Source organism: Cytobacillus sp. Hm23 (assembly GCF_051842895.1).
GTDB lineage: Bacteria > Bacillota > Bacilli > Bacillales > SM2101 > Nanhaiella.
Genome location: NZ_JBPXRQ010000014.1, coordinates 1 through 25,597 on the forward strand (window position 1 = coordinate 1; position 25,597 = coordinate 25,597).

30 protein-coding genes and 1 pseudogene are annotated in these 25,597 nt (G+C 35.5%); all 31 read left to right on the forward strand.

Annotated features, from left to right (window positions below; genetic code table 11):
- The first annotated feature begins 141 nt into the window (after nt 1–141).
- Entirely contained in the window at nt 142–408 is a 267-nt protein-coding gene (locus ACSVDA_RS10845) for a hypothetical protein (RefSeq protein ID WP_485883123.1), read from the forward strand.
- A gap of 42 nt (nt 409–450) precedes the next feature.
- Entirely contained in the window at nt 451–1,011 is a 561-nt protein-coding gene (locus ACSVDA_RS10850; RefSeq protein ID WP_485883125.1) for a YopX family protein, read from the forward strand.
- 21 nt (nt 1,012–1,032) lie between these two features.
- Nucleotides 1,033–1,215, forward strand: coding sequence for a DUF3954 domain-containing protein (locus tag ACSVDA_RS10855; RefSeq protein ID WP_485883126.1), 183 nt, complete (start codon nt 1,033–1,035; stop codon nt 1,213–1,215).
- Between the two features lie 88 nt (nt 1,216–1,303).
- A complete protein-coding gene (locus ACSVDA_RS10860; protein ID WP_485883128.1) occupies nt 1,304–1,504 on the forward strand; it encodes a hypothetical protein in 201 nt (66 codons plus the stop codon).
- Nucleotides 1,505–1,523: 19 nt separating this feature from the next.
- Nucleotides 1,524–1,982, forward strand: coding sequence for an ArpU family phage packaging/lysis transcriptional regulator (locus ACSVDA_RS10865; protein ID WP_485883130.1), 459 nt, complete (start codon nt 1,524–1,526; stop codon nt 1,980–1,982).
- On the forward strand, nt 1,979–2,521 hold the full coding sequence (locus ACSVDA_RS10870) for a site-specific integrase (RefSeq protein WP_485883132.1): 543 nt from the start codon (nt 1,979–1,981) through the stop codon (nt 2,519–2,521). Before ACSVDA_RS10865 ends, ACSVDA_RS10870 begins: the two co-directional genes overlap by 4 nt.
- Nucleotides 2,522–3,038: 517 nt before the next feature.
- Nucleotides 3,039–3,206: a hypothetical protein gene (locus tag ACSVDA_RS10875; RefSeq protein ID WP_485883134.1), complete on the forward strand. Its 168-nt coding sequence runs from the start codon at nt 3,039–3,041 to the stop codon at nt 3,204–3,206.
- Between the two features lie 18 nt (nt 3,207–3,224).
- Nucleotides 3,225–3,356, forward strand: coding sequence for a hypothetical protein (locus ACSVDA_RS10880; protein ID WP_485883136.1), 132 nt, complete (start codon nt 3,225–3,227; stop codon nt 3,354–3,356).
- 171 nt (nt 3,357–3,527) lie between these two features.
- Nucleotides 3,528–3,860 carry an HNH endonuclease gene (locus ACSVDA_RS10885; RefSeq protein ID WP_485883138.1) on the forward strand — a complete coding sequence of 111 codons (333 nt, stop codon included), beginning with the start codon at nt 3,528–3,530 and terminating at the stop codon, nt 3,858–3,860.
- A gap of 117 nt (nt 3,861–3,977) precedes the next feature.
- Complete coding sequence (locus ACSVDA_RS10890) at nt 3,978–4,295, forward strand: P27 family phage terminase small subunit (protein WP_485883140.1); 318 nt, start codon at nt 3,978–3,980, stop codon at nt 4,293–4,295.
- Entirely contained in the window at nt 4,292–5,977 is a 1,686-nt protein-coding gene (locus tag ACSVDA_RS10895; RefSeq protein ID WP_485883142.1) for a terminase TerL endonuclease subunit, read from the forward strand. The genes ACSVDA_RS10890 and ACSVDA_RS10895 overlap by 4 nt, the downstream gene beginning before the upstream one ends.
- 19 nt (nt 5,978–5,996) lie before the next feature.
- Complete coding sequence (locus ACSVDA_RS10900) at nt 5,997–7,136, forward strand: phage portal protein (RefSeq protein WP_485883144.1); 1,140 nt, start codon at nt 5,997–5,999, stop codon at nt 7,134–7,136.
- A gap of 29 nt (nt 7,137–7,165) precedes the next feature.
- Nucleotides 7,166–7,936 (forward strand): head maturation protease, ClpP-related, encoded by a 771-nt coding sequence (locus ACSVDA_RS10905; protein ID WP_485883331.1) that lies wholly within the window; start codon nt 7,166–7,168, stop codon nt 7,934–7,936.
- A 6-nt stretch (nt 7,937–7,942) separates the two neighbouring features.
- Nucleotides 7,943–9,097 carry a phage major capsid protein gene (locus ACSVDA_RS10910; protein ID WP_485883145.1) on the forward strand — a complete coding sequence of 385 codons (1,155 nt, stop codon included), beginning with the start codon at nt 7,943–7,945 and terminating at the stop codon, nt 9,095–9,097.
- A gap of 12 nt (nt 9,098–9,109) precedes the next feature.
- Entirely contained in the window at nt 9,110–9,415 is a 306-nt protein-coding gene (locus ACSVDA_RS10915; RefSeq protein ID WP_485883147.1) for a hypothetical protein, read from the forward strand.
- On the forward strand, nt 9,402–9,758 hold the full coding sequence (locus tag ACSVDA_RS10920) for a phage head closure protein (RefSeq protein ID WP_485883149.1): 357 nt from the start codon (nt 9,402–9,404) through the stop codon (nt 9,756–9,758). The genes ACSVDA_RS10915 and ACSVDA_RS10920 overlap by 14 nt, the downstream gene beginning before the upstream one ends.
- On the forward strand, nt 9,758–10,123 hold the full coding sequence (locus tag ACSVDA_RS10925) for an HK97-gp10 family putative phage morphogenesis protein (RefSeq protein WP_485883150.1): 366 nt from the start codon (nt 9,758–9,760) through the stop codon (nt 10,121–10,123). The genes ACSVDA_RS10920 and ACSVDA_RS10925 overlap by 1 nt, the downstream gene beginning before the upstream one ends.
- Nucleotides 10,120–10,443, forward strand: a complete 324-nt coding sequence (locus ACSVDA_RS10930; protein ID WP_485883151.1) for a hypothetical protein — start codon at nt 10,120–10,122, stop codon at nt 10,441–10,443. The genes ACSVDA_RS10925 and ACSVDA_RS10930 overlap by 4 nt, the downstream gene beginning before the upstream one ends.
- A 12-nt stretch (nt 10,444–10,455) precedes the next feature.
- Nucleotides 10,456–11,031 (forward strand): major tail protein, encoded by a 576-nt coding sequence (locus tag ACSVDA_RS10935; protein WP_485883153.1) that lies wholly within the window; start codon nt 10,456–10,458, stop codon nt 11,029–11,031.
- 55 nt (nt 11,032–11,086) lie between these two features.
- Nucleotides 11,087–11,410, forward strand: a complete 324-nt coding sequence (locus ACSVDA_RS10940; protein ID WP_485883155.1) for a hypothetical protein — start codon at nt 11,087–11,089, stop codon at nt 11,408–11,410.
- Nucleotides 11,411–11,619: 209 nt separating this feature from the next.
- The gene (locus ACSVDA_RS10945) at nt 11,620–14,874 is read left to right on the forward strand and encodes a phage tail tape measure protein (protein ID WP_485883156.1); all 3,255 of its coding nucleotides are present in this window, start codon (nt 11,620–11,622) and stop codon (nt 14,872–14,874) included.
- Entirely contained in the window at nt 14,875–15,723 is an 849-nt protein-coding gene (locus tag ACSVDA_RS10950; protein ID WP_485883158.1) for a phage tail family protein, read from the forward strand.
- A gap of 2 nt (nt 15,724–15,725) precedes the next feature.
- A complete protein-coding gene (locus ACSVDA_RS10955) occupies nt 15,726–17,465 on the forward strand; it encodes a tail fiber protein (RefSeq protein WP_485883160.1) in 1,740 nt (579 codons plus the stop codon).
- Nucleotides 17,462–17,683: a hypothetical protein gene (locus tag ACSVDA_RS10960; protein ID WP_485883162.1), complete on the forward strand. Its 222-nt coding sequence runs from the start codon at nt 17,462–17,464 to the stop codon at nt 17,681–17,683. Before ACSVDA_RS10955 ends, ACSVDA_RS10960 begins: the two co-directional genes overlap by 4 nt.
- Before the next feature lie 20 nt (nt 17,684–17,703).
- A complete protein-coding gene (locus tag ACSVDA_RS10965) occupies nt 17,704–18,858 on the forward strand; it encodes a siphovirus ReqiPepy6 Gp37-like family protein (protein WP_485883164.1) in 1,155 nt (384 codons plus the stop codon).
- A gap of 68 nt (nt 18,859–18,926) precedes the next feature.
- Nucleotides 18,927–19,337 (forward strand): phage holin family protein, encoded by a 411-nt coding sequence (locus tag ACSVDA_RS10970; protein ID WP_485883166.1) that lies wholly within the window; start codon nt 18,927–18,929, stop codon nt 19,335–19,337.
- A 49-nt stretch (nt 19,338–19,386) separates the two neighbouring features.
- Nucleotides 19,387–19,872: pseudogene (locus ACSVDA_RS10975) on the forward strand (peptidoglycan recognition protein family protein); the annotation flags it as partial.
- A gap of 449 nt (nt 19,873–20,321) precedes the next feature.
- Nucleotides 20,322–20,549 (forward strand): LexA family protein, encoded by a 228-nt coding sequence (locus ACSVDA_RS10980; RefSeq protein ID WP_485883168.1) that lies wholly within the window; start codon nt 20,322–20,324, stop codon nt 20,547–20,549.
- A 748-nt stretch (nt 20,550–21,297) separates the two neighbouring features.
- A complete protein-coding gene (locus ACSVDA_RS10985; protein ID WP_485883170.1) occupies nt 21,298–22,761 on the forward strand; it encodes a phage head spike fiber domain-containing protein in 1,464 nt (487 codons plus the stop codon).
- Nucleotides 22,762–23,617: 856 nt separating this feature from the next.
- A complete protein-coding gene (locus tag ACSVDA_RS10990) occupies nt 23,618–24,214 on the forward strand; it encodes a hypothetical protein (protein ID WP_485883172.1) in 597 nt (198 codons plus the stop codon).
- Nucleotides 24,192–25,571, forward strand: coding sequence for a ParB N-terminal domain-containing protein (locus ACSVDA_RS10995; RefSeq protein WP_485883174.1), 1,380 nt, complete (start codon nt 24,192–24,194; stop codon nt 25,569–25,571). The genes ACSVDA_RS10990 and ACSVDA_RS10995 overlap by 23 nt, the downstream gene beginning before the upstream one ends.
- Nucleotides 25,572–25,597 lie beyond the last annotated feature (26 nt).

Genomic DNA, 25,597 nt, shown 5'->3' on the forward strand with positions numbered 1-25,597 from the left:
AGAGTTAGTAATGCAGTTTTAAGTTTTATAATAATCACCTCTTTGAAGTTGAAAATTAAATTAATGATACCATATAGTGTCTAGGGATATTATAAGATTTAATAAACACAAGATAGATTCTGTTGAATAGAGGGATTGAAAATGTCTATTGAATATAACAGTGTTAAAAAAGAGGAACTATATTTTACATGTGGTTATGATGAAAAAAGCTTTGACTCTTATAAAGGAATTGAAGTCCAATGCCTACACAGTGATAAAATATTAGACACTATAAATACAGGGAATGTTTGTAACGATTTAGAGGTTGCATATAAAAAATATATAAATCATCATCTAATAGTACACTCTAGTTCAATTGACAATTATCATTCGGATATATTGGTGGGGAAAGAGTTATGTAATGATTGATTCTGAGATAGCTTATGGAATAAATTGAAGGAGGCTCCTAGTTTGAATGATCTGCAATTTAAATATTATTTTAAAAATAAAGATGGAGAAATAACTAGTATTAAATATGAAATGGCAGAGATAGAACGAGCAAAAGAAGGAATTATGCATCAAGTTAAACAACAATTAGGGGATGAATGGTCATTTGTAGGTAGAAACCAGTGTACAGGCATGAAGGATAAAGATGGAAGGGTAATATATGAGGGAGACATTATCAAAGCAAGAGTATCAGACACTGATAATATAGCAACATTAGTGGTGAGCTATGACTATGTAAATGGTTGTTTTGTATTTATCCCAGCCTATTTTTATGAAAAAGGAAAGCACATAGGTGTGACCTTAGATGAAGTTACAAGCGTAAATGTTGTTGGTAATATTTTTTCAACACCTAAATTATTAGATTTTATTGAAGTTGGCTATGAATCAGAAGAAGTTGGTCCTGTACATTTTGATGAGGTCGAATCAATGAGAAATGAATTTAAAGAATGGCGTGAAAAATACCAACATGAAAACAAGGTGGATTTAACAAAAGGTGAATTAAGAGATTTATATTATTATCAATGAAGGAATGAGGAGGTTCACCAGATGAAAATTAATACTAAAAATAAAACTGTAGATATAGATTTAACTAAGGATGCAACATATGCAGTCAAGGATGGAGAAATAAAGCTTGTTGATCCACCAAAAGACGGACATGGTGAACAAGTGATCACATGGCAAAACGGAAAACCACATGTATTCAAATTATCATACACAAAAAGAATATAGCTCATCGGAACAACCGAGGGCACTAATCATTACAGCAATACAGCTGTATGGTTGGTGTCCTTTTTATTTTGTAGAGAGGATGAAGGGTGTGAGAACAATTCAAGGAGAGCTGAATAAATGGAGGGGGAAAAATAGCACCAAAGTTACATTACCGAAGGTAAAGAAAAAGGATATACAAGATTTACAAAAGACAGATGAAAAGCTCTCCAGGAGAGAATGGGAAGAGTTAATGGGACAAAACAGGAGTCGTTATTATCGTGGTCCTGGTGGAGCTTATAGATCAAAATAATTGTTTGAGGAGTGGTCAAATGAAAAAACAATTAACATTTATATTGCCAAAGATAGATGCAGGGGCTACTAAATCAAGAGTGGAAGAGACCTTTGAGCAATATAGAATATTTTTATTAACTGTTCCAGAACGGTTTACACCAAAAGTAACACAATCCTTTTCATTTGTTTCTTCCTCCACAACAAATGAATTTAGGTCATCAACAGAAGATGCTGCTTTAGCAAACATTGATTATGAAATAGAAAAACAGAAGTATCTAACAAAGGTACAAAGAGCTGTTAATAGATTAAGCTATCAAGAAAGAGCAGTCATTATCAAAAGATATATGAGTGAAGATGATATGTGTGATTATGAGGTATATAACGAGGTTGGCATGAGCGAGAGAAGTTATTACAGACTAAAAAAACGTGTCTTTTATAAGCTTGCTTTAGCCTTAAGGATTGAAGTATATGAGGAAGAAGAAGGTGATACAGAATGAACTTTGTTCAACCTATCAGAGATCCAGATATGATATTTGAAATTAAACGATATTTAAAAGAACAGAGCTACCGAAATTACATGTTATTTGTGACAGGTATTAATTCAGGTTTACGTATATCAGATATTCTTCCTTTACGAGTTAAAGACGCTAAACGATCATATTTCAATATTATAGAAATTAAAACAGAGAAGAAAAAACGTATTGATATGACACCTCAATTACAACGTGAATTCAAGCTGTATATTGAAGATATGGAAGATCATGAGTATTTGTTTAAGAGTCGTGAAGGGATTAATAAACCCATCGGAAGAAGCATGGCTTATAAGATCCTACGTGATGCTGCAGATTATGTAGGGTTGGATGATATAGGTACACATACATTAAGGAAAACATTCGGTTATCATCTTTACAAACAAACAGGGGATGTTGCATTATTACAGAAGATATTGAATCACAGTGACCCAGCATTCACGTTAAGATATATTGGGATAGATCAGGATGCAATGAATAAGGCAATAAAAAACTTTAAGATATAGTTCACTCTTATAAAACAGGGTGAGCTTTTATTTTTGCCTCTATTATCTCTCTAATTCTCTTCAATAAGGTAGTGTGTAACTCATTTTTAAGAAGTGGCATGAGGTTATGTGTATCAAGGCTTTCAGCCTTTTGGCGAATTACACACAATATAAGATATGTGTAACTCAAGGATGGATTAAGCAACAAGTAGCTAATAATTATATATGAGGTGAAATGTATGTTAAATTTAGGTATCAATCCAATAGCTGAATTATTATTAATGATAATTGGATTCGGAGTTATAGCAGGCTTAGTTATAAAGGGTGTTACTAAAATACGTTAGTGGCAGAAAAGTGGCAGAAAGATGGCAGAGCATTTGGGGTTGAAGGTGTTATTATAGTAGTGTACACAAATTATAAAGTTTGTTGATAGAGAATACGGCAGATGAGTCTACTCCTTCAAGAGTAGGCTTTTTATTAAAGGAATTATTGTAAATTTATAGAATTGGTTAATATAACAACTTTGTGAGGTGATATTATGACTTTTAATAGTGGAGATCAAACAGTTCCAGGTGGAGGACGTAGTAACAATATCGGTGATGAACCACTTCCAACTGGAGAGCGCAGTAAATATAGTGGTGATGGTCCAGCACCAACAGGTGGAAAGTTATTAAGTGGTGACGATACTGCCCCAACAGGCGGTTAACTTGAAAGGGTGGATAACATGAACCATAGTGAAGGCGGAGGACCAACAGTTAAACCTGGAGGACATCACTTAGATCCAGTTGAACCAGAGCCTGGAGGTCACCATAAAGATCCAATCACTCCAGAACCAGGTGGAAGTCGTTTGAATTAACCTAAAGGGGTGGTACAAATGAAAGAAGCGAAACCAGGTGGTTATTATGTCTAGAGATCCGGTTGAGCCAGGTGGCGGTAAGTTCTTAGATCCAATTGAACCTGATACAGGTGGTTAATAAAGTTACAAAGTCTATCCAACGGGTAGGCTTTTTTATATGGAGTTGAAAGAATGAACTTCTACAAAACAAAACAACAGAAGCGTAAGTTTTACGATAGTGACGATTGGAAACTGATTAGAGAAGAAGTGAAGCAAAGAGACAATAACGAATGCCAAGAGTGTAAACGGAATGGCTTTGTAATGATTGATACTAATGAGTATAGTAAGAAAGCTAAACGTAAGAAGATCCAATTGGTTGTTCACCATTTAAAAGAATTAGAGGATCATCCTGAGCTAGCTTTAGAAATAGATAACCTTGAAACATTATGTGTGAGATGCCATAACGAAATCCACGGCAGAGTATTCAAACGAGTAGAACCTAAATGGGATGACGAGAAGTGGTAATGAAGTAGTACCCCCCGGGTCAAAAGTTTTGGGAATTCCTTATATACGGGCACCGGAGGGGGGGACTGTACTGTCGGATTTTTTGAAAAAAATACTCACGATAGGGGGGTGGGAACTATGGCGGTAAGTATCACCAAATTAAAGAAACAATTGATGGATCGAATTGACATAACCGACTTGGCACAAGTGGAAAAAGTGGAACGATATCTTGATCTTGTCAAATCATTTCGAAAAATAAGCAAAACGATCAACAAAGAGGGGGAGTCTGTTACAACCATAAATGGTGCGCAGACATTCACCAAGGCCCATCCTCTTATTGGAGAAAGAAATAAATTAAATGCTCAAATAATCGCTCTTGGTAAAGATCTAGAATTAGACAAGATGAAAAATTCTAGTGATGGTCAAGGTGGGTACAACACTAGTGATCTAGTATGATTAGTCAAAAATATGTAGACGAGTATATACGTCTGTATGAATCAGGCAAAATTAAATTTAACAAAGAGCGAATTTTACTGATCAAATATTTAAAGAAATATGTGTTAAATCGAGATGATATATATTTTAATGACGAAATGATTGAGAACTGTATTGCGTTCGGGGAAAAATGGTACTTTCCTTTAGGACCGTTTCAGAAGTTCTTAATTGCTTTCGTTTTTTTATTTTATAGAAAAAACCACCGTGTCTTTTATCGAAAACATTTGTGGATGTTTGGGCGTGGTGGAGGTAAAAATGGATTAATTTCTGTTGTTACTCACTTTTTGATTAGTGAGCTGCATGGAATTGAGGATTATAATATCTCAGTTGTTGCAAATAGTGAAGAACAAGCGAAAACATCACCAGATGAAGTTCATAAAACCATTAAACGATATGAAATTCTTAAGAGGGCATTTAAAACAACACTTACACAAACCGTATCGAAGAGAACAGGGAGTATATTAAAGTTCCGTACTTCAAATGGTGAAACAAAAGACGGATTACGTGATGGTGCTGTTGTCTTTGATGAAATACACCAATATGAAAGCAATAAAGACGTAAGGGTACATATTTCAGGTCTTGGTAAGAAACCAAACCCTCGTGAATTTTATATTGGGACTGATGGCTATGTTCGTGATGGTTTTTTAGACAAACTTAAAGAGAAAGTAATGAAAGTTTTAAACGGTGAAGCACGTCCTAATGCGTTGTTTCCGTTCATATGTAAGTTAGATGATGAAGGTGAGGTTGAAGATCCTTCTAATTGGGAAAAAGCGAACCCAATGTTAAGCGAGCCACGAGGAGAATATGCTGATGGTTTATTTGAAACCATTCATGAAGAATACGAGGACTTAGAAGACGACCCAAGTAATCGTGAAGAGTTCATGACCAAGCGTATGAATCTACCAGTTACAGACTTAGAACGATCAGTGGCTAAATGGGAGGAAATCGAAGCGACGAATAAACCAATGCCTAACTTGTTAGATCAAGAATGTATCGGTTGTTTAGACTTTGCGAGCATTCGAGATTTTGCTGCATGTGGACTGGTCTTCAAACATGATGGTAAATACCCTTTCATCACCCATTCTTTTGCGAGAAAAGAGTTTGTTGATAAATACTACAGTTATTCTAAAAAACATGATGCTGAGATGGCTGGAAAACGCAAATTTGCACCTATAAGGGATTGGGAGAAGCAAGACCTTATTACAGTTGTAGATGAAGCTACGATTAACCCTAAACATGTTGTTGATTGGTTTGTAGAGAAAAGCAAGCATTACAATATCAAAAAGATTATTGGCGATAATTTCCGTATGGAAATACTTAAAGCTCCATTGGAAAAAGCAGGGTTCGAGGTAGAAATTATTCGCAATCCAAGAGCCATTCACAGTTTGTTGGCACCTCGTGTGGAAACAGGGTTTGCTAACAAGCTTTTTTTATTCGGTGATAATCCTTTGATGCGTTGGTACACAAACAATGTGCTCGTGTTAATTAAAAAAGATGGAAATAAAGAATATCTAAAGAAGGAACCAATTAGGCGAAAAACTGACGGCTTTCAATGTTTAGTTTACGGTCTATATAGAATTGACGAAATAAGCGATATGAACATTGAAGATTCGTTAGATGTTTTAGACACTTTAAATTTCTAAGGGGGGTGAGAATAGAAGAATGGGATGGATTAGTGACATTTTAAGTAGAAATAGTGAATTGGAATGGATGTTTGATCTCGACCTGACGAATGAAACATCTCACCGAGCATACCTTAAAAAAATAGCTTTAGAAACCTGTATTAATTTTATAGGGCGCACGATCAGTCAATCTGATTTTAGATTAATGGAAGATGGTAAACGCCAATTAAATGACTGGCATTATCTATTAAATGTTCGTCCGAATACGGATCAGTCAGCTGCAGACTTTTGGCAAAAATTTATCTATGAATTAATCTACGAAAACGAAGTGTTGGTCATTCTAACAGATCATAATGACTTACTAATAGCTGATAGCTTCACTCGTGTGGAATATGCAGTGTACGCAGATGTCTTTAAAGATGTGACGGTTAAAGACTACACATTCCAACGGTCATTTAGAATGGATGAAGTTATTTACATTACCTACAACAATGATAAATTAAGCGATTTTATGGATGGAATGTTTAAGGATTTTGCAGATTTGTTTAGTAGAATGATTGAAACAAGCATGAGGGCGAATCAAATAAGAGGTACTGTTAGCATTGAATCAACGGGATCTCTCGATGAAAAAAGTAGAACAAAATTACAAAGCTTTATTGATAAGTTGTTCCATGCGTTTAAAAACAATTCAGTTGCTGTTGTACCGAAACTAAAAGGGTTTGATTACAATGAAGTCTCAAACGGTTCAAACAATGGTAAATCAATTGAAGAATTAACCAAGCTAAAAAAATCATTAATTGATGATGTAGCTGACATTCTAGGAATACCAAACGCTCTTATTCACGGGGAGCAATCAGACTACGAAACTAGCATAAAGGCTTATGTAAAGTTCTGCATTGGTCCATTAATCAAGAAGATAGGAGATGAATTGAATGCTAAGTTAATTGATAAAAATCAATACCTCAATGGATCTCTAGTTGAAGTGAAGGGTGTCACTGAAAAAGACTTAATTACTCATGCGGAAGCTGTAGATAAGCTTGTTGCATCTGGAGCTTTTACAAGAAATGAGGTGAGGGAATTATTTGGTGCTGAACGATCTGATAATCCTGAATTAGATGAGTTTGTGATTACGAAAAATTATCAATCAGCAGGCGATGTTAAAGGGGGTGAGAACAAGTGAGAAATTTAAGTAAAGAAGATTTCTTTAAGATGTTTAAAAATCAGTCGTATGTTGAGCAATTGAAAGAAATTCCTCAAAAATTTAATGTTGTTCATAATGAGGAAACGAACACTAGTGATATTACTATTTACGGTATCATTGGTACATCATGGTGGAGTGATAGCTTTTCGGCTAGTGACATGGACAATGCCTTGAATGAAGCTGGAGATAATGATATTAACATCCATATAAACAGTCCAGGTGGCGATGCATTCATGGGGATTGCGATTTACAATCGATTAAAACGTCATCAAGGTAAAGTTACAATTTATGTAGATGGATGGGCTTGCTCGGCTGCATCTGTGATAGCAATGGCAGCAGATGATTTGATTATGGGCTTAGGTTCCATGCTGATGATCCACGAAGCAAGTAATATTGTTTGGGGTACAAAAACCGATATGCGAAAAGAAGCTGATGTCCTCGACGAACTAGAGGAAGGAATTGTCGATATATACATGACCAAGGCAAATGTTGATCGAGAGGAAATTCGCTCTAAGGTCGATGCTGAAACTTGGTTTAGTGCTCGAAAAGCCGTAGACATTGGATTTGCTAGCCAAGCAGAAGGGGCAGAAGATGACAACGATGATGATAATAATGCTAGTAATTCAGTATTAAATCTAGAACAAAAAAAGGAAATTATCAATGAATTAAAAAAGACTTTAAAACCAAATAATCAAACGAAAGAACCTGATCCGACTTCCTCATCAACTGTGGAAAACAAAGGAAACGGTTCTTTTAATTTACTCAAAAAATGGAGGTAATAAACTATGGTTATAAAACTTAAAGGTAAAATGGAAAACTTTGAAGCTAAAAAGCAAGCATATATGAACGTGATGAAGGATGAAAATTCAACGCCTGAACAATTAGAAACAGCCTTCAATGAAATGTTTGCAGCCTTGCAGACTGATTTGACGGAAAAAATTACAAATGAAGCAAGAAATGAAGTTCATGATGGACAGATTTTAGCAGCACGTGGTCAAAACGTATTAACATCTACAGAACGTCAATTCTTTAATGAAGTTATTTCAAGTGGTGGATTTGCTGAAGATACAATCTTACCAGTAACGACACAAGAAAGAGTTTTTGAGGATTTGGTATCAGAACATCCATTATTAGATGCGATTGAGTTAAAAGATTTAGGTGCAATAACTCGATATATCTACTCCGATGCAAATAAAGCATATGCTTGGGGTGCGTTGTTCGGTGAAATCAAAGGACAAATTTCAGCATCATTTAGAGAAGAACAAATTGGTCAGTTAAAGCTTACAGCATTTGCTGTTATACCGAAGGATATGTTGGAGCTAGGACCTGAGTATGTAGAGCGATATGTTCGCACTGTTTTAGTTGAATCATACTCCGTTGGTTTAGAGTATGGGCTTGTAAATGGTCGTGGACCTGCGCAAAACGAACCCACAGGTTTAATGAAAGATGTTAATGCTGATACTGGCGCTGTTACTGACAAGACTTCAAGTGGTACATTAACATTTGCACCTTCTGATAGAGGTGAGGTTGTTGCGAAAGAATTAGGCGGGGTTGTTGTTGCTTTATCAAAAGATGCTAAAGATAAGGCTCGTAAAGTAGCGAATAAAGTTGTGATGGTAGTTAATCCAGTTGATGCTATTAAAGTACAAATTGGAAACACGATCCAAACAACAAATGGTCAATGGGTAACAAACCTACCTTACAACATTTCTCCAATTGAGTCAGAAGAAGTACCGGAAGGCAAAGCATTATTCTTTGTGAAAGGTGCTTATTTAGCTGCAATAGCAGGGGGTTACAAGATTAATAAATTTGATGAAACCCTGGCAATCGAGGATGCTCGTTTATATACGATGAAACAATTCGCAAACGGTAAACCAAAGGATAATAAATCTGCATTAATCTATGATTTGGATATTAACTTTGCTCTACCAGCAGAATAAGGAGTGATGTAAATGAGCATCACAGATGGTATTTTAATAGAATTCAAGGATAGGATGCACTTAGGTGATGATGAAGATGATAACTTAAGGCGCATCCTTTCTGCGTCTAATAATAGTTTAAGGCGTATATGTGGTGATTACGATATTAATATTGATGAGGAATTTAAAGAGCTAGTTTTTGAACGATCACGATACGCTTACAATGACGCACTTGAATACTTCCAAGCGTATTTCTTAATACAGATCAATGATCTTAGGATTGCTAAAGCATTAGAAGAAATATCGTTAGAGGATAGTGATACAGATGCAGCAGTTTAAATACAATCCTAATTATAATACTGGTCAGTTTAGACATCGAATTACGTTTCAAATATATGATAAAAATGCAAAAGATCAGGATGGATTCCCTTTAACAGAAGAGCAAAGGTGGAAATACTATAAAAAAGTATGGGCTAAGATTAAAACGGTTAAAGGCAGCGAATACCATCAAGCAGCAACTACAAAAAATGAGAATACAATTCGCTTTATTATTCGTTTTACAAAAGACATCAACCCTGATATGAGGATTATATATAGGGAACATGCATATGAAATTGAATCTGTTATTAATGATGACATGAAAAGTAAAACATTGACCATCATTGCAAAGGAAGTGGTGTGATGGGTTTTGAAGTAAAAGGCATGAATGAGCTACTAAAGAAGCTGAGAAACATAGGAGAAAAAGGACAGCCCATTGCAGAGGAAGCATTGAAAGCTGGCGCTGAAATACTTCAACAGAAAATGAAGGAACTTGCACCAAGATCCACATTAAATAAAAAACATCTAGCTGACAATATTATTATTTCAGCTATAAAAGACGGTAAACTTGAAATTGGTCCTCATAAGGACTTTTTTTATGCTCACTTTTTGGAGTTTGGAACTTCAACAATAAGTCCTCAGCCTTTTGCACAAAAAGCATTTGAGCTGTGCAAAGGTCAAATTCAACAAAAAATGGCTGATGTAATACGAAGTGGTTTAGGGTTATGAGCATCAATCAGATTGTAATAAACACTCTTGAATCAGTAGGTGTTCCAGTGGAATTTCATCATTATGATGGTGATGAGAAAACTTACATTACATTCTTTGAATATAACCAAGGGTCAGGGTTACATGCAGATGATGATGAACAAAAGACGGTTCATTATGTTCAAGTAGATGTGTGGAGTGACTTAAACTACATGAACCTAGTTGACCAGGTCAAGGAAAAGTTAAAGAATGTAGGATTTAGACGAACAAGTGAAGCTGATTTGTACGAAAGAGATACAGGCATTTATCACAAGGTGATGAGATTTAGTTATACAACTTAAGGAGGGAATAATATGAGTGGAATTATTATTGGTTTAAAAAACATCCATGTTGCCAAATTAACGAAGGATGATGAAATAGAGGTAACATATGAAACGCCACAAAGGTTAGCAAAAGCCATAGAAGCCAAAATCAAACCTAATGTGAATTCATCAACACTTTATGCTGACGATGGTCCAGCAGCCACAGATAGTAGCCTTGGAGAAATTGAAGTAGAAATTAACATTGATGCGTTATCGACTCAAGTGCAGTCGTTTCTTTTAGGCCATAAAGTAAATGGCGAGGGTGTATTAATTAAGTCTGCTGATGATGTATCACCTTATGTGGCTCTTGGTTTTAGTTCTCCTACGAGTGATGGTGGGAATAAGTTTGTTTGGTTGTACAAAGGGAAATTCCAATTACCTGAGTCAAATTATAAAACAAAAGGTGACTCTATCGAGTATCAAACACCAACTATTTCAGCTAAGTTTATTAAACGTGCATTTGATAATCAATGGAAGGTAGAAGTGATGAGCAGTGACGAAGGAGTAAGTGAAACAGTCATAAATAATTGGTTTACTGAAGTTTACAAGGAAACACCTGAAGCATAAGGGACTTTTCAAAAGGTCCCTTTTCTTATGATTACACTTAAATGGGGGTATTACAGTGAAGAATGTTGTAGAAAAAGGTGTCAAGATTACTTTAGATAAAGAGCGTATTTTGAAATATGACCTAAACAGTTTGGTTGAAATAGAAGAAAAGTATGGTAAAGAAGGACTCACAACTGTCATTAACAAAGTGAAAGAAGGTAAACTTAAAGACATCCGTTTCCTTCTCTATTGCGGTTTAATTCATGAAGATGATGAACTCACAGAAAAGAAGGTCGGTGCATTATTTGACTTCACCAATATTCAAGGGATAGCCACTACGTTAATGAGTGCATTTGTTCAAAGTCTTCCAGAACCTGAAGAAGAAGCAAAAAACAAGTAAGCCAGTCTCAAGGAGAGAATACACTCGATTGGGACTGGCTTTATTATGCAGGAACAGTGATATTAGGCTGGGATGATGAGATGTTTTGGCGGAGCACTCTCCGTAAACTGGTTGCCCTAATTAATGTTCATGTACGTGTGAATACCTCAAGAAAAGAACAAGAAACACCAAGAGGCTTTATAGATCAGTTGTGGTAGGGAGGTGGGATATTGGAAGAAGTAGGAGCTTTAAGAGTCAATCTTGGTCTTGAAAGTGCTGAGTTTTCGAAAAGTATTACTGAAATAAATCGAAAACTTAAGGCTGTTGAAAGTGAATTTAAGGTTGCAAGTGCTGGTGTAGACGGATTTGAAAATAGTATTGAAGGCTTACAAGCTGCATCTCGAAATTTAACAGATAAGCTTGGTCTACAACAGAAAAAAGTTGAGCAATTACGAAGGCAGTATGAAGAGAGCGTTAAAACTAAAGGTAAGGATGCAAAGGAAACTGAGAATCTGTTAATTCGCTACAACAAGACCTATGCAGCGATGAAAAAAACAGAATCAGCGTTAAAAAGTACCAATAAAAAGATTGAAGATCAAACAAATGTATGGAAGCAACTCGACAAGAAAATAAAAGAGGCTACTGAATCCATCAAAGAATCAGGCGAGAAGATGAAAGAGGTAGGCGGTGCTATTACAGCAGCAGTTACCCTCCCACTCACAGCAATTGGAGTTGGTGCATTTAAAGTTGCGGATGATTTTGACGGGATTCAAGGAAGAATACAGGCTCAACTAGGTTTAACAGCGGAAAAAGCGGATGAATTGGCGGATGTGGCTCAAGAATTGTGGTCGAATGCTTTTGGTGAAAGTATAGGAGAAGCGGCAAACTCACTTAAAATCGTAGCTCACAACATGAAGCAATTAACAGACAATGAACTAGAAGAAGCGACAGAAAAAGCCTATATACTAGCCGATGCATTTGAAGCGGACATTGGAGATTCTACTAAAATTGTCAATCAGTTAATGAATGATTTTGGAGAGGATTCCAATATGATTTTTGACCTCATTACAACAGGGTTTCAAAATGGGCTTGATTATAGTGGGGAATTCTTAGATACCCTTAATGAATATTCACCTCAATTTGCTGAGATGGGTTATGAAATAGAAGAAATGTTCAACGTTCTTCAAGCTGGAAGTGACGCAGGTGCATGGTCTCTTGATAAAGTTGGAGACGCTATCAAAGAAAGCCATATTAGAATGTCTGAAATGTCAGAAGCCACTGAAGATGCTTATAAGACATTAGGCTTAAATGCGAAAGAGTATGTTAATAAAATTGCAAAAGGTGGAGATGAAGGAAACGAAGCCTTTCAAAAGATTGTCACAGCACTCATGGAAGTAGAAGATGCCACAGTACGGAATCAGTTATCTACTGATTTATTCGGAACACAGTATGAGGATCTTCGTGAGAAAGTAATCCTTTCATTAACTGAAGTAACAGGTGTATATGACGAAGTCGAAGGGGCAACTGACCGTGCAGGAGAAGCTCTCTATGATAATTTTGGTACACGAGCAACAGAGGTGTGGAGAGGTTTTCAAGAAGCTCTATTGCCAGTTGGAGAGATCCTTTTAGAGTTGGCTGAAAAATATCTTCCTGTATTAGCTGAAAAGATTGAACAACTATCAGCATGGTTTAGTGATCTATCACCAGAAATGCAACAGTTATCCGTAATTGCTGGAGGAATCGCAGCGGCTCTAGGTCCTATAATTATTGTTACGGGGCACATCATTAGTGCGTTTGCTTCATTTATTCCTCATGTGGTGAAAGTTGCTAAAAAGATGAAAAGTATTGGTACAGTTACAGGTATTTTATCAAGAGGTCTTGCAGCATTAACGGGTCCTGTTGGTATTGCTGTAGCTGCCATAGCAACAATAACAGCGGGAGGCATTGAATTATATAAACATTTTAGTCAGGATGCCATTCCTGAAATACAAAGATTTGGACCAGAAGTATCAAAGTCTACACAAGAAGCTGTGGGTGCATTTTTGGATTTAAACGACCAAGCTACCATTGCACTTGATCAATTAGCTTGGTCAGGAACAACAATCACTGATGAAATGGCGACTGAGATCATTAATACGTTTGCTCAAATGAATGAACAGGTCTTAACGAATATGCAGGAAAAGCAAGCAGAACAACTTACCTCAATAACAGATTTTTATGCTCAAAGCTCTGTCTTAACAGAAGAAGAGGAAGCAAAAATACTGGAAGAGGTTCAGAAGTATCAAGATGAAAAAGTTGATGCTATACAAGATGGTCAAGCCCGTATTACTGAAATAATGAATACTGCCAAAGAAGAAAAACGAACCATTACTTCTGAAGAAAAAGCAGAGATTAATCAGATTCAAGAGGAAATGGTCAATGTGGGTATTGATGTTATGTCAGAAAATGAGCTTGAACAAAAATCCATTATGGAGCGTATGAAGGCACAAGCTAGTGATCTCACTGCACGACAAGCTGCAGAAGTCGTAAAGAATTCACACGAACAAACAGAGGGAGCCATCGAAGCAGCAGAAGAGCAATACAATGATGTAGTAAAAAACATCATTTTCCAACGAGATGAAGTAGGAAGTATTACGGCTGAGCAAGCAGAAAAATTAATTGAAGAGGCACAAAAACAGCGTGATGGAGTAATTGAACAGGCAGAAAATATGCATGAAAATGTCATAACAATCGCTCAAACACAAGCTGGTGAACATGTTGATGAAGTTGATTGGGAAACAGGCGAAGTGCTTTCTAAATGGGATGTGTTTAAAAATGATATGGCAACAAAGTGGGGGAACATTAAAAAGGATGCCTCTGATGCAACACAACAGATGATTGTAGATACGGTTACAAAATTTGTTGAAATGAAGGAAGATGCTAGTGAAGCAGTTGAAGAATTAAAGGAAAACGTAAAAGAGAAATTCACAGAAAAGGTTGCAGATATCGGGACGAAAATGCTTGAAGCTGAAGAAAAAATAGTTGATGCCTGGAATAGTGCTGAAGAATTTCTTGCGGACATTGATTTGAAAGAAATAGGGTCGGACATCATCCAAGGTCTCATTGATGGTATAGCGGACACGAAGGATGATTTAAAAAGGAAAGCAATAGAAATTGCAAATTCTTTACCAGGTTGGATGAAGGATGTGCTTGGTATTAGGTCACCTTCTCGAGTCATGATGGATGTAGGAAAGTGGATACCAGCAGGACTGGCAGAAGGTATGGAAGGGAATATCGGATCAGTCATCACAGCAACTAACAACATGGCACAAGCAGCCACACCTAGTATGCAAGGATATCCAAGTTCACCTTCTCATTCAACAAGTAATAATTATCAACCAAACATCACGAACAATTATTATGTTCCTGTTTCTTCGCCATCTGAAATAGTTCGCAAGCAACGACAGATGAGTAGACAACAAGCAATGGGATGGGGGATAAGGTAAATGAGAAAGCTAACATTTACGAATAGCCGTGGTAGTACCATTTCATTAGGGAATATGGGTCCTTATCTCATGACAAATATAGAAGGGATCGGAGCCATTGAAGCAGATATTCAAATGCAAAAAGCACCCTTTCAGGATGGCACGACTTACACTGATAGTTCTTTAAGCTATCGTGAAATCGTTGTAGAAGGTGCAATTACAGAGCGTGACAGACAGCAAGTGATGAATCAAAGACAACTCCTACATCAAGCATTTAATACTAAGCTTGGTAAAGGGGTTTTGTTATATGAACAAGACGGTATTGTCAGGGAGATCGATGCAGTAGTAGACGGTGGGGTAGTGTTACCAGATAAGAAACAGGAGGCTTTTCAACGATTTATGGTTTCCTTTACTTGCCCTGATCCATACTGGAGAGATATTAACCCGACAAATATTAAACTAGAAGATTTCGTATCAAGCTTTCGTTTTCCGTTTAGCTTTCCCGTACGGTTTGCGACAAGGGGAGATTCAAGGGTATTGATAAATGAGGGGCATGTCCCTACTCCTGTGAAAATTACTTTTCGTGGCGAGGCTATTAATCCTAAGATAACAAATCAAACAACAGGGGAATTTATTCAAATTAATAGAAGCATTCCGAAAGATTATAGCCTAGTCATTAATACAGAATTTGGCAATAAGACAATAGAAATTATTGCACCTGATGGAATTGTAACAAGTGCAGCAGGGTATATGGATTTAGGATCTGAACTTTTTGACTTAGAGGTAGGAGAAAATAAAATTAATTTTATCACTGAAGGTGGTAAACCTGAGGTCTACATTGAATACAAAAATAGATATTTGGGGGTGTGATTGTGACAGAAAAATATAGTTTTTTCGATCCTATCGAAGACGAAAATGGTCTACCCGACCGTGAATATAACGCCCAACAGTTCACAAATTTTTTCTACGCACTAATAACAACAGGTGTTATGAAAGGCTTCGCAAATGAATTAGCAGTATTAGCAAACGGTGCGAACATGATTACAGAAGTTGAGCCTGGTATATCTTTTGTAGAAGGAAGATATTACATGAATGATTCAACTATTCCTCTTGCTCATGACACAGAGTCTTTAGGCAAGGATAGAATTGATAGAATCGTAGTTAGATTGGATGAAAATACAGATGCAAGGTATGTAAAAAGTTTTATAAAAAAGGGTGTTGCTTCCACTGATCCTGTACCTCCAGATTTACAACAAGATGAAACAGTGTATGAAATTAGCCTTGCTCAAGTAAAGATAATTGGAGGACAAACATACATCAATCCTGACGATGTGATTGATGAAAGAGGAATTGAAGATATTTGCCCGTGGGCAGGATCAAAGATATTACCTAATTTTGATGATGAAGCTTTGTCAGAATTGATTTTATCAATCGGTCAACCTAACGGGATTGCTGAACTAAACGCGGATGGTAAAGTTCCTTCAGAGCAACTAGATGTATCAGATCCACCAGATGCAACAACGAGTGTAAAAGGAATTGTTCAATTAGATAGTTCAATAAATAACACAAGTGCTATTAAAGCAGCAACTCCAAATGCAGTTAAACAAGTTAACGATAAGCTTACCACCTCGAAAGTAGAGATAGGAAAGAATGCAATTGCTTCAAGCTCTTATGGCATAGCAATCGGGGAAGACGCCAACATTATTTCTACTGCAGGCGTGGCAATTGGTAGAGAGGCGTCCGTTTCAAATTCTTATGGCATAGCTTTGGGTTATAAGGCGATTAATTCAAGTATTTATGGCATGGCAATCGGATACTTGGCGAGTGTCAGCTTAGGGAATTATTGTGTAGCAATAGGGAATAATGCAAGCGCTACAAGTGATAGTGGTATAGCAATAGGGAAAGATGCAACTAATTTAGAGAAATATGGTATAGCAATAGGCAAAGCGTCTAAGGCGGAAGGTAACTTTTCCATTGCGATAGGCAATGAGGCTCTAACCTATGATACAGGTACAATTGCAATAGGGGGCAATACCGTCAACGAAGAACCTTATGCGATAGCTTTTGGGACTAATACAGAAGTGCTTAATAGTAGTGAAGGGGTACTAGGTGGAGATGTTTGGACTACTACCACAAGATGGTTAATTCCTGGAAGTCTATCTGTATCTGGAACTAAAAACTTCGAAATGCCACACCCTAACCCTGCTAAGAAGGCAACACATGTTATAAGACATGGGGTGGTAGAATCCCCAACTGCTGGAGATACCTTATATCGCTATCAAATAGAAGCGGTGGAAGATGGTCAAACGGTCGAAATGCAATTACCAGATTACTTCGAACACTTAAATGTCAATGTTGATGTATGGATAAACCCTCACTTACATTTTGGAAGGGGATTCGGAGTAGTAGAAGGTGACAAACTAAAAGTTACGTGTGAAAAAGCAGGAACATACAAGGCTCTAGTGATTGGCACTCGTAATGATGATAATGTTCAAGATTGGCACATCAAGGGTGTGGAGCGTGAAGTTGGTGAGTCTTGGGTTGGCGAAACATATGCGTTTGCAGTTAAAGAAATAACGGAAGTAACAGAATTTGAGGAGGTAGCAAAATGATTGTTTTAAAAGAATCAAAATTACAATTTAAAAATCCAACCATTGGACAACCAAGTAGGGCGGTGGAGGAACATTATTACGCAAGAAGGATAGTAGCAATTGTGGAAGGTGAAGAAAGAAATTTCCGTTTTATGAAAGACAAACTACCTTTTGTTGCTAGTGAAAATCAGATGATAGAAGCAATTGAATTACAGCTATATGAAGAATCAAACGCCTAACAGGGCGTATTTTTTATGAGGTGATATATATCAAGCCAATACGAATATTAACGTCAGATATGCAACTCTTAGCAGAAATAGATGATTATGAATCATTAATTTTTACACGAAGATTCCACAATGTGGGTGAATTCGAGCTCCATATAAACCGACATAAACAGCATACAGATAAGCTAATCAAAGATAATCTTATTCTTCTTGGATCTGATCTTCACAAAGTCGGAATTATCAAGCATCGTGAGATTGGAATTGACGATAGTGGCAAGCAATCGGAAACGTGGGTTATTCGAGGGTTGGAGATAAAGGGAATTGTCAGCCAACGAATTACACTTCCACCAAGCCACACAGCATATGACAACAAAAGTGGCGATGCTGAAACTGTTCTTAAGCATTATGTAGATAGAAACATCGTGAATCCTGAAGACTTAAATAGAAAAATATCTGTGCTTGATTTAGCTGACAACTTGAATAGAGGGCAAAGTATAACATGGCAGTCACGTTTCAAGAATCTTTCGGAGGAACTGACTGCCATTTCATATACAACGGGTATCGGTTGGGGTGTACACCTTGATATAGAAAATAAAAAATGGCTCTTTGATGTACATGATGGGCGTGATCTTACTTCAAATCAAACAGAAAACCCACCTGTTATATTTAGTCATGATTTTGATAGTCTTAAATCATTACAATTCACCGAGAGTGAGTTTAATTATCGCAATCAAGCATATGTAGCAGGGCAAGGCGAGGGCATAAATAGAAGAGTTGTAGAGATTGGAAACCTCCAAGACCTCCAACGGATCGAAACATTTATAGATGCGAGGGATATAGCTGAAGTTGATGAAAATGAACAACCTATTCCTGAGCAAGACATAATAAACGCTTTGAATGATAGAGGGAATCAGAAGCTTCAAGAGTTTCTTCAAGAGCAATTTCTTGAAGGGCAAATACTTACACATTCTCCTTTTGTTTATGAAAAAGACTATGATCTTGGGGACATAGTGACCATTCAGAATAAAGATTGGGGCGTAACGATGGACGCAAGGATCACCGAAATTACAGAAGTATATGAAACTGGAGGCTTTCAGTTAGAAGCAACATTCGGAAATGCGCAACCAACGTTTGTTACTAAGCTTAAACAAGAGCTTAATCAAATTGATGCAGAGATAAAACGATAGTAAACACAATACCCACTGAGTCGATTAAGCCCTATTAAGGGCTTTTTATAATGGAAAGGAGAAAGCATATGGAATATATTAGCTCAATTTTTAAAGGTATAGTATTTGCAGTTGGTTCATTCGTTTCATTCTTAGTTGGAGGTGTAGGATTGGTCGTCACTATATTATTAGGAATGATGGGACTTGATTATATTTCAGGGTTAATTGTTGGTTTTATAGAAAAGAATCTTAGTAGCAGAATTGGCATCAAGGGGCTAATGAGGAAGGTATATATTCTGTTGTTAATCGGTGCTGTTTACATGATTGAAGCACTTATGTTTGAAACTGGGTACATTGCTGATGGAGTAACTATTGCATTTATTGTTACTGAATTTATCAGTGTGACAGAAAATGGAGCAAAAATAGGCGTACCAATACCTCGACAAATAAGAGATGTAATTGCTGTACTAAAAGAAAAAGGAAATGGTAAATCTTTTTAGCTACTTGGTTTCTTCAGGTAGCTTTTTTAATGAAAGGGGTAGATCCACTATGACAATTAAACCAAAGGAAAACCTAGTTTCTAAAAATAAATACAAAACTAAATGCCCTTACTCAATGGATGCTGAGTATATCACCATTCACAACACATACAATGATGCTCCAGCAGAAAATGAAGTTAAATTCATGGTAGGTAACAACTTAGAAGTATCCTACCACTTTGCAATTGATGATAAAGAAGTTATTCAAGGTATCCCTTTGGATCGTAATGCCTGGCATTGTGGCGATGGAGCATATGGAAAAGGAAACCGTAAATCAATAGGTATTGAGATTTGCTATTCAAAAAGCGGTGGAGAGCGGTATAGAAAAGCGGAGGCATTAACTGTAAAGTTTGTTGCTCAATTGCTGAAGGAAAGAAATTGGGGTATTGAACGAGTTAAAAAGCATCGTGATTGGTCAGGTAAATTCTGTCCTCATCGTATTTTAGGTGAAGGTCGATGGAGCGCATTTTTAAAGGCTATTGAATCAGAATTAAACAAACCAAAGCAGGAGGAAGAAGAAATGAAACTAAAACAGTGGCAATTTAATGAGTTGGCAGAGACTTATAATTTGGCTAGAGAACAAGGCATTATTACAAGTGATGAGTGGGAGAAGAAAGCTGCTAAAGGTGATATAACAACGGATGAAGCGGTGTTTTTAAACACTGTAATAGTTGGCCGTCCTTTAAAAAGTGCATACAAAAAATAACAATAGCATAATATAAAATACATCACGATTGACTACCACGAATTTCCTCCCTCCCCACACCAAATGGGTGGGGAGTACATAACTTAAAATTACATGGCATTTGCATAACCTCACATAGCCTCTACTCTTCGGAGTGGAGGCTTTTTTATTTTGCACTTTTTAGGCTAGCAAATAGAATATACGTTCGTTTATAATGTAATTAAATGCAGTTATAAGGAGCATAGATTATGCTATATGAAATGAACAAAAAAGAAAAAAAGAAGCTTGAATTTGAGCAGAAAGTATTAAAGGCTATAGAGAAATATCTAAAGCTTTATAATACTACTCCTAGTATTAGGGAGATCAGAAGAATGACAGAAATTAAATCATTATCCACTGTGTACGATGCTCTCAAGCGATTGCAAGAAAAAGGTGTAGTGAATTGGGAGCCTAAAAGACATAAAACAATAGAGTTATTAAATAAATAATGCCTTGCTACTAGAGTAAGGTTTTTTTATTTGCATTTAACTATACATAGTACGTTAATGAAAAGATAATTGCGCCATATAGCGTTTTAGCAACACTATTAAACAAAAAGAACATTGAGGTGAGCTGCAGAAGTATCATTCTAACAATCTTTATTTCTAATATAATTTAATTGAATAACTAATATAAATATCTTGATACAATTATGCAAAAAATGGAGAAATAATAAGAATACATAATATTATAGTCGAAAAATGGCTTATCCACTGTGTAGGTCAAAAAAATTTGACCTATTTACCCATCGTTATATGCTATTTATAATTTTTTTGAAGAAGGAGGGGAAGTGTTGAAAAAATAATTATCTTAATATTTAATCAACTAAGAACCTCTCATACAAAAAAATTAATATATAGGATAATGAGGGCATATGTAAACTAAATCTTTCACACTGGATTACCTTTGTTCTCAAAGAGATCAAACAGAAAAAAATTATGTGGAATAAAATAGAGTATTGGAGATGAGATTCTATGAAATAGTAAAGGGAATAATTAATAAAAAAATTTATATCGCTTGGTAGCCAAGTTGATTAGTGGTAATAACTGAGAACTGAAAGGAACTATTTCAAATTACTAGAACAGCAAAATGATAGTAAGGAATTGTACCAAATGATGACCATATTTCTTCGAATATATTGGAGATTAATGGAGGGAAACTTATTTTTATAGGATATACTTACTGGAGGTATTCAATATGAACAAATTAGGGAAGATCTTATCTACTACAGCTTTAGCAGCAGCAGTAGCAACAAGTACAATTGTGCCAATAAATGTTATGGCAGAGAAACCCATTAATAATGTTAATATGGATGAAGTTTCGATCACTTATTTTGATGGAAATAAAAACGTTGTAGATTTTTCAAGTTCAATCCAATTATTATCGTTGGATAATCAAGTATTACTGCCACCTCTTGAGGAATATATTACTGAAAATGGTTCTGGGTATGAGGAAGGATTACCACCGTCAACACTTGACTATCAGTCTATCGTTGAGGCTGATCTACTTGATTACGTTCCTGTTAAAATGACAATTTCGTATTTAGATTTAAGTAGTTTTTATGGGATTGATGATTATCTAGAATACACTGCAAAAGAATACGGGGAAAATGTTGAAGATGCTTATTTAGGATATATTTATAATAACAAGTATTACGATGACTTGATAGAACTATTTAGTAGCTCCATAACACCAGAAACACCATTTCCTATATTGGATGTAACCCTGATGGTTAATCCTTCATCCAAAATTGCCAGTAATTCTAAGATAAAACAAAACGGTTATTGGAAATTAGTAAGCAATGCGCTTAGAAGTTCAACTGAAGGAGAATCTTTAAGTATTGGCTTTGAAAATTCTTATGGAGTGAGTCGAGAAAAAGGGTACGAGTTTGCTCAATCAGTAGGTGTTACACTATCCTTAACTGTTGGTGGGGGAGACGTTATTCCTTTGCCTGAAGTTACAACGGAGTTATCTACTGAAATGTCAGAAACGTTTAGCCAATCCATAGCTATAGAAGAGTACTTTAGTGAATCAGATACTTGGGAGTTTAAGGAACAAGAGGGTGCTTATATTGGTGGAATTTATAATCTAAGGGGACAGTATTCTATCGTCCCAGGAGCTAATTTAAATTCCTTTATCGATGGTTATCCTGCCCTATCTGAACCAACACCTTTTACGTATCAAAATAGTTTATATTCAGCAGTTGTTAGGTTAGAAAATAAGATTCAGGATCCAAACCTTTTAGAACAATTTTCAATCAACGATTTTACACAATCTAGCTGGAGCAAGAACAATGTTAATGTAGGCTATAGCTCTGTAACTACGCCAGAGGGTGATTTTGCACAAAAATTAATCCAAACAGATGTTAATGGTGCCGTACAACAATATGTAGATATTGATTCGGGTGGAAAACAATATACATTTGGGGTGTGGTTGAAAGCTGATGAGCCTCATCAAGCACAAATAAAGGTTCAAAATCAAAACAATACAGAGTCAACAGGACTAAAAGTTGATGTTACAAAAGATTGGCAGTATTTCTCAGTAACATCCGATCAGCCGTTTTCTACTAATGATGGTGTAACTGCTGTTATTTGGCCAAGTGCCTATGGTGAAGCAATAGATTCTGTTTATGTTTGGGGACCAGAGCTTATCGAAGAGTAACAAAGAAACTATATGTAATGTATAGGATACTGTGGTAAGTAAGTTATAACATCTTTTCTCCCTTTTATTGAATAATACAATTTACAGCATCATCAAGAAGTATAGTTTAAAAAAATTCAATACAAATAATCTCGTCTTCACTTTGATGACGAGATTATTTGTATTGAATAGCGTAAAATAGAAGCGGTTCACATAAATATTTGTGTTATTGATTATTGTTATGCTCTTATAGTAGTGCCATTAACAAAATAGAAACTCAATGATTAGTGTGTCGATTAGTTCCAATTCTTCAAAAATGAAAAATTGGAGCTTTTTATTTTATTAAATTATGAGATGTGGGACCAACTTACAAGATACAATGCAAAAAGTTGATTAAACATGCATAAATATTTATTGGTTATGTAAAATAGAAGATTAAAGCATTTAATTCAATAAAGAGGGATATAAAAGATGTACCTTCTATTATTAAAATCTTTAATATTAGCTATGATTACTTGGAAAACGATAACATCATTTGTATATATGTTACATAGTATGTATCTTGAAACTCTGTTTTCAGTATGCTCTGTTTTCATTTGGGTTAGTTTGATGGAATTATATAAGAAGGCTGGTAAGTGGTGATTCTAAATAAAAAGATCTCGTACACAAATTCTTTTCTAGAAAAAGTGTATGAGATCTTTTTTTAAAATGCATACTAAAAATAGTTAATTATTTCTTATAAAGGAGGGAAAGTACAATTGAGTTAAATATTAAAGAAAATAAAAGAAGTATAAAAGCAAAAGAAAATTTTTATAAGGAGTGTGAAAGCCGAGGCTATAGGGCGTTAGAGCCATATAAAAATTACAGTACAAAAATTTTGTTATTATGCCCTAACGGTCATAAATGGAGAACAATCACTAGGAATTTTGTTTATAAAAAGATTAATTGTCCTGTTTGTAAAAAAGAAGAAAGTAAAAAAAGATGGAACTTATTTATAAACAACTCCAAATTTGAAGCCTTAACAGAGTATGTTAATTCAAACACTTATGTATTAGTAAGATGTACTGTCTGTGATAAAGAGTCATGGAAAATCCCTAAAAAACTATATAGTGGGTACAGAGATTGTAGTAGGTGTCGTAAAAAGGATTCCAAAACAGCAGCAGAAAATTTCTATCAAAAGTTAACAACAGATAATTTAACACCCTTAGATGAGTACGTGAATATGAAACAATTTGTTACTGTTAAACATAACACTTGTCAAACTATTTTCAGAATAATTCCAAGATCTTATATGTATGGATATAGAAAAAACAAATGCCCACTCTGTACAAAGAAAGTAAAAATAATAATTAACCAAGTAAAATCAGGACAATTAAATGTGGAAGATGCAATTCAGATTATTGAAAAAAATAATTGGTCAACAAACCTAAATGAGTTAAGGAGGTTTTTATATGGGAGCACCACAAATAACTGAATTTCCAGTCAATGATATTAAGATAATGAGAAATCGTTATCAGGATTTAAATGAAGATGTAGTAGATCAACTACGAAATAGTATAGAGGAAGTAGGGTTGATGAGTCCAATCACCTTAACTGAAAATGGTACTTTAGTATCTGGTTTACATAGATTAACTGCATTAGTCCGAATGGGATATAATAATATTCCTGCAATATTGGTCGAAGAGGATTCGGATAAAAATGATATAGAACAAATTGATGAAAATCTTGTTAGACAAACATTAACTTTTACCGAAAGAGCAGAACAAGTTATTAGAAAAGTCTCGTTAATGGTAAAGGAAATTAAAAAGCTTAATAGTGCTAATTCTGAGGAAGTGAAAATTTACCTAGAAGATGAAAACGTCTATCAACCAATAATTCATAAGTTAAAAGTTGATAAAAGAGATTACCTAGATTATAAGCTGGTTGTGTTTAAGCTAGATAATAAAGTAATTCGTTTCTTAAGGAAAATAGAACTCACTAAAAAAGCAAGAATTACTAAGGAGTCTTATCTTACAATTTCAACTTTACCTAAGGAATGGCAATACCGACTTGTGAATGAATTAGGAAATGCCAATGTTAACACAGCAATAAATAAATTAAATACAGAATATCAGAATTATTTAACTGAAAAAAGACTAGAAGAGATTAAACAACGTGAGCGAGAAGAAGCAAGAAAGCGAGAAGAAGAACTTATTAAAAAGCTTGAGTTAGAAAGAAAAGAACGAGAAGAATTATTTGAAAAGCAAGAGATTGAACGCAAAAAACGGGAAGAAGAAGCCCAAAAAAAACGAGAAATACTATTGGAAAAAATGAAACAAGCTCAAGCTGAAGAAGATCGTAAAAAGATTATACAAAAACAAGAAGAATTAGAGAGGCAACAAAGATTACAAAAAGTCGAAGCTGAAAGAAAAGAAAAAGAAGAACGGGATAGATTGGAGGCAATAAAAAGAAAACAGGAAAAAGAGAGAGAAAGACTTAGACAGGCTGAAATACAACGATTGAAAGAAGAAGAAGAAAGGAAGCAACGAGAAGATTACTTAAAGAAATATAACACTCTTCCACCTACTTTAAAGGATGAAGATTTGGGACGTTTTGATATTGTTAGCAATATGAATCAAGCTCCGAAAACAAGACATAGCATTGTCCACTTTAAAGACACCTTTACACTTGCAATGAAAGCAGAAAAGGTGCAAATGCGTGAGTGGATTGATTCAACAGATCATTTATATCGTGTAAAAGAGAATCTCGAAAAACATGAAAGTGTTTTATTTATCTGTTATAACAATGCAGATGCTGTTAAAGTAGCTGAAGAAATTGAAAAATATAGTTGATTAACAATCATAATTAAACATCATGG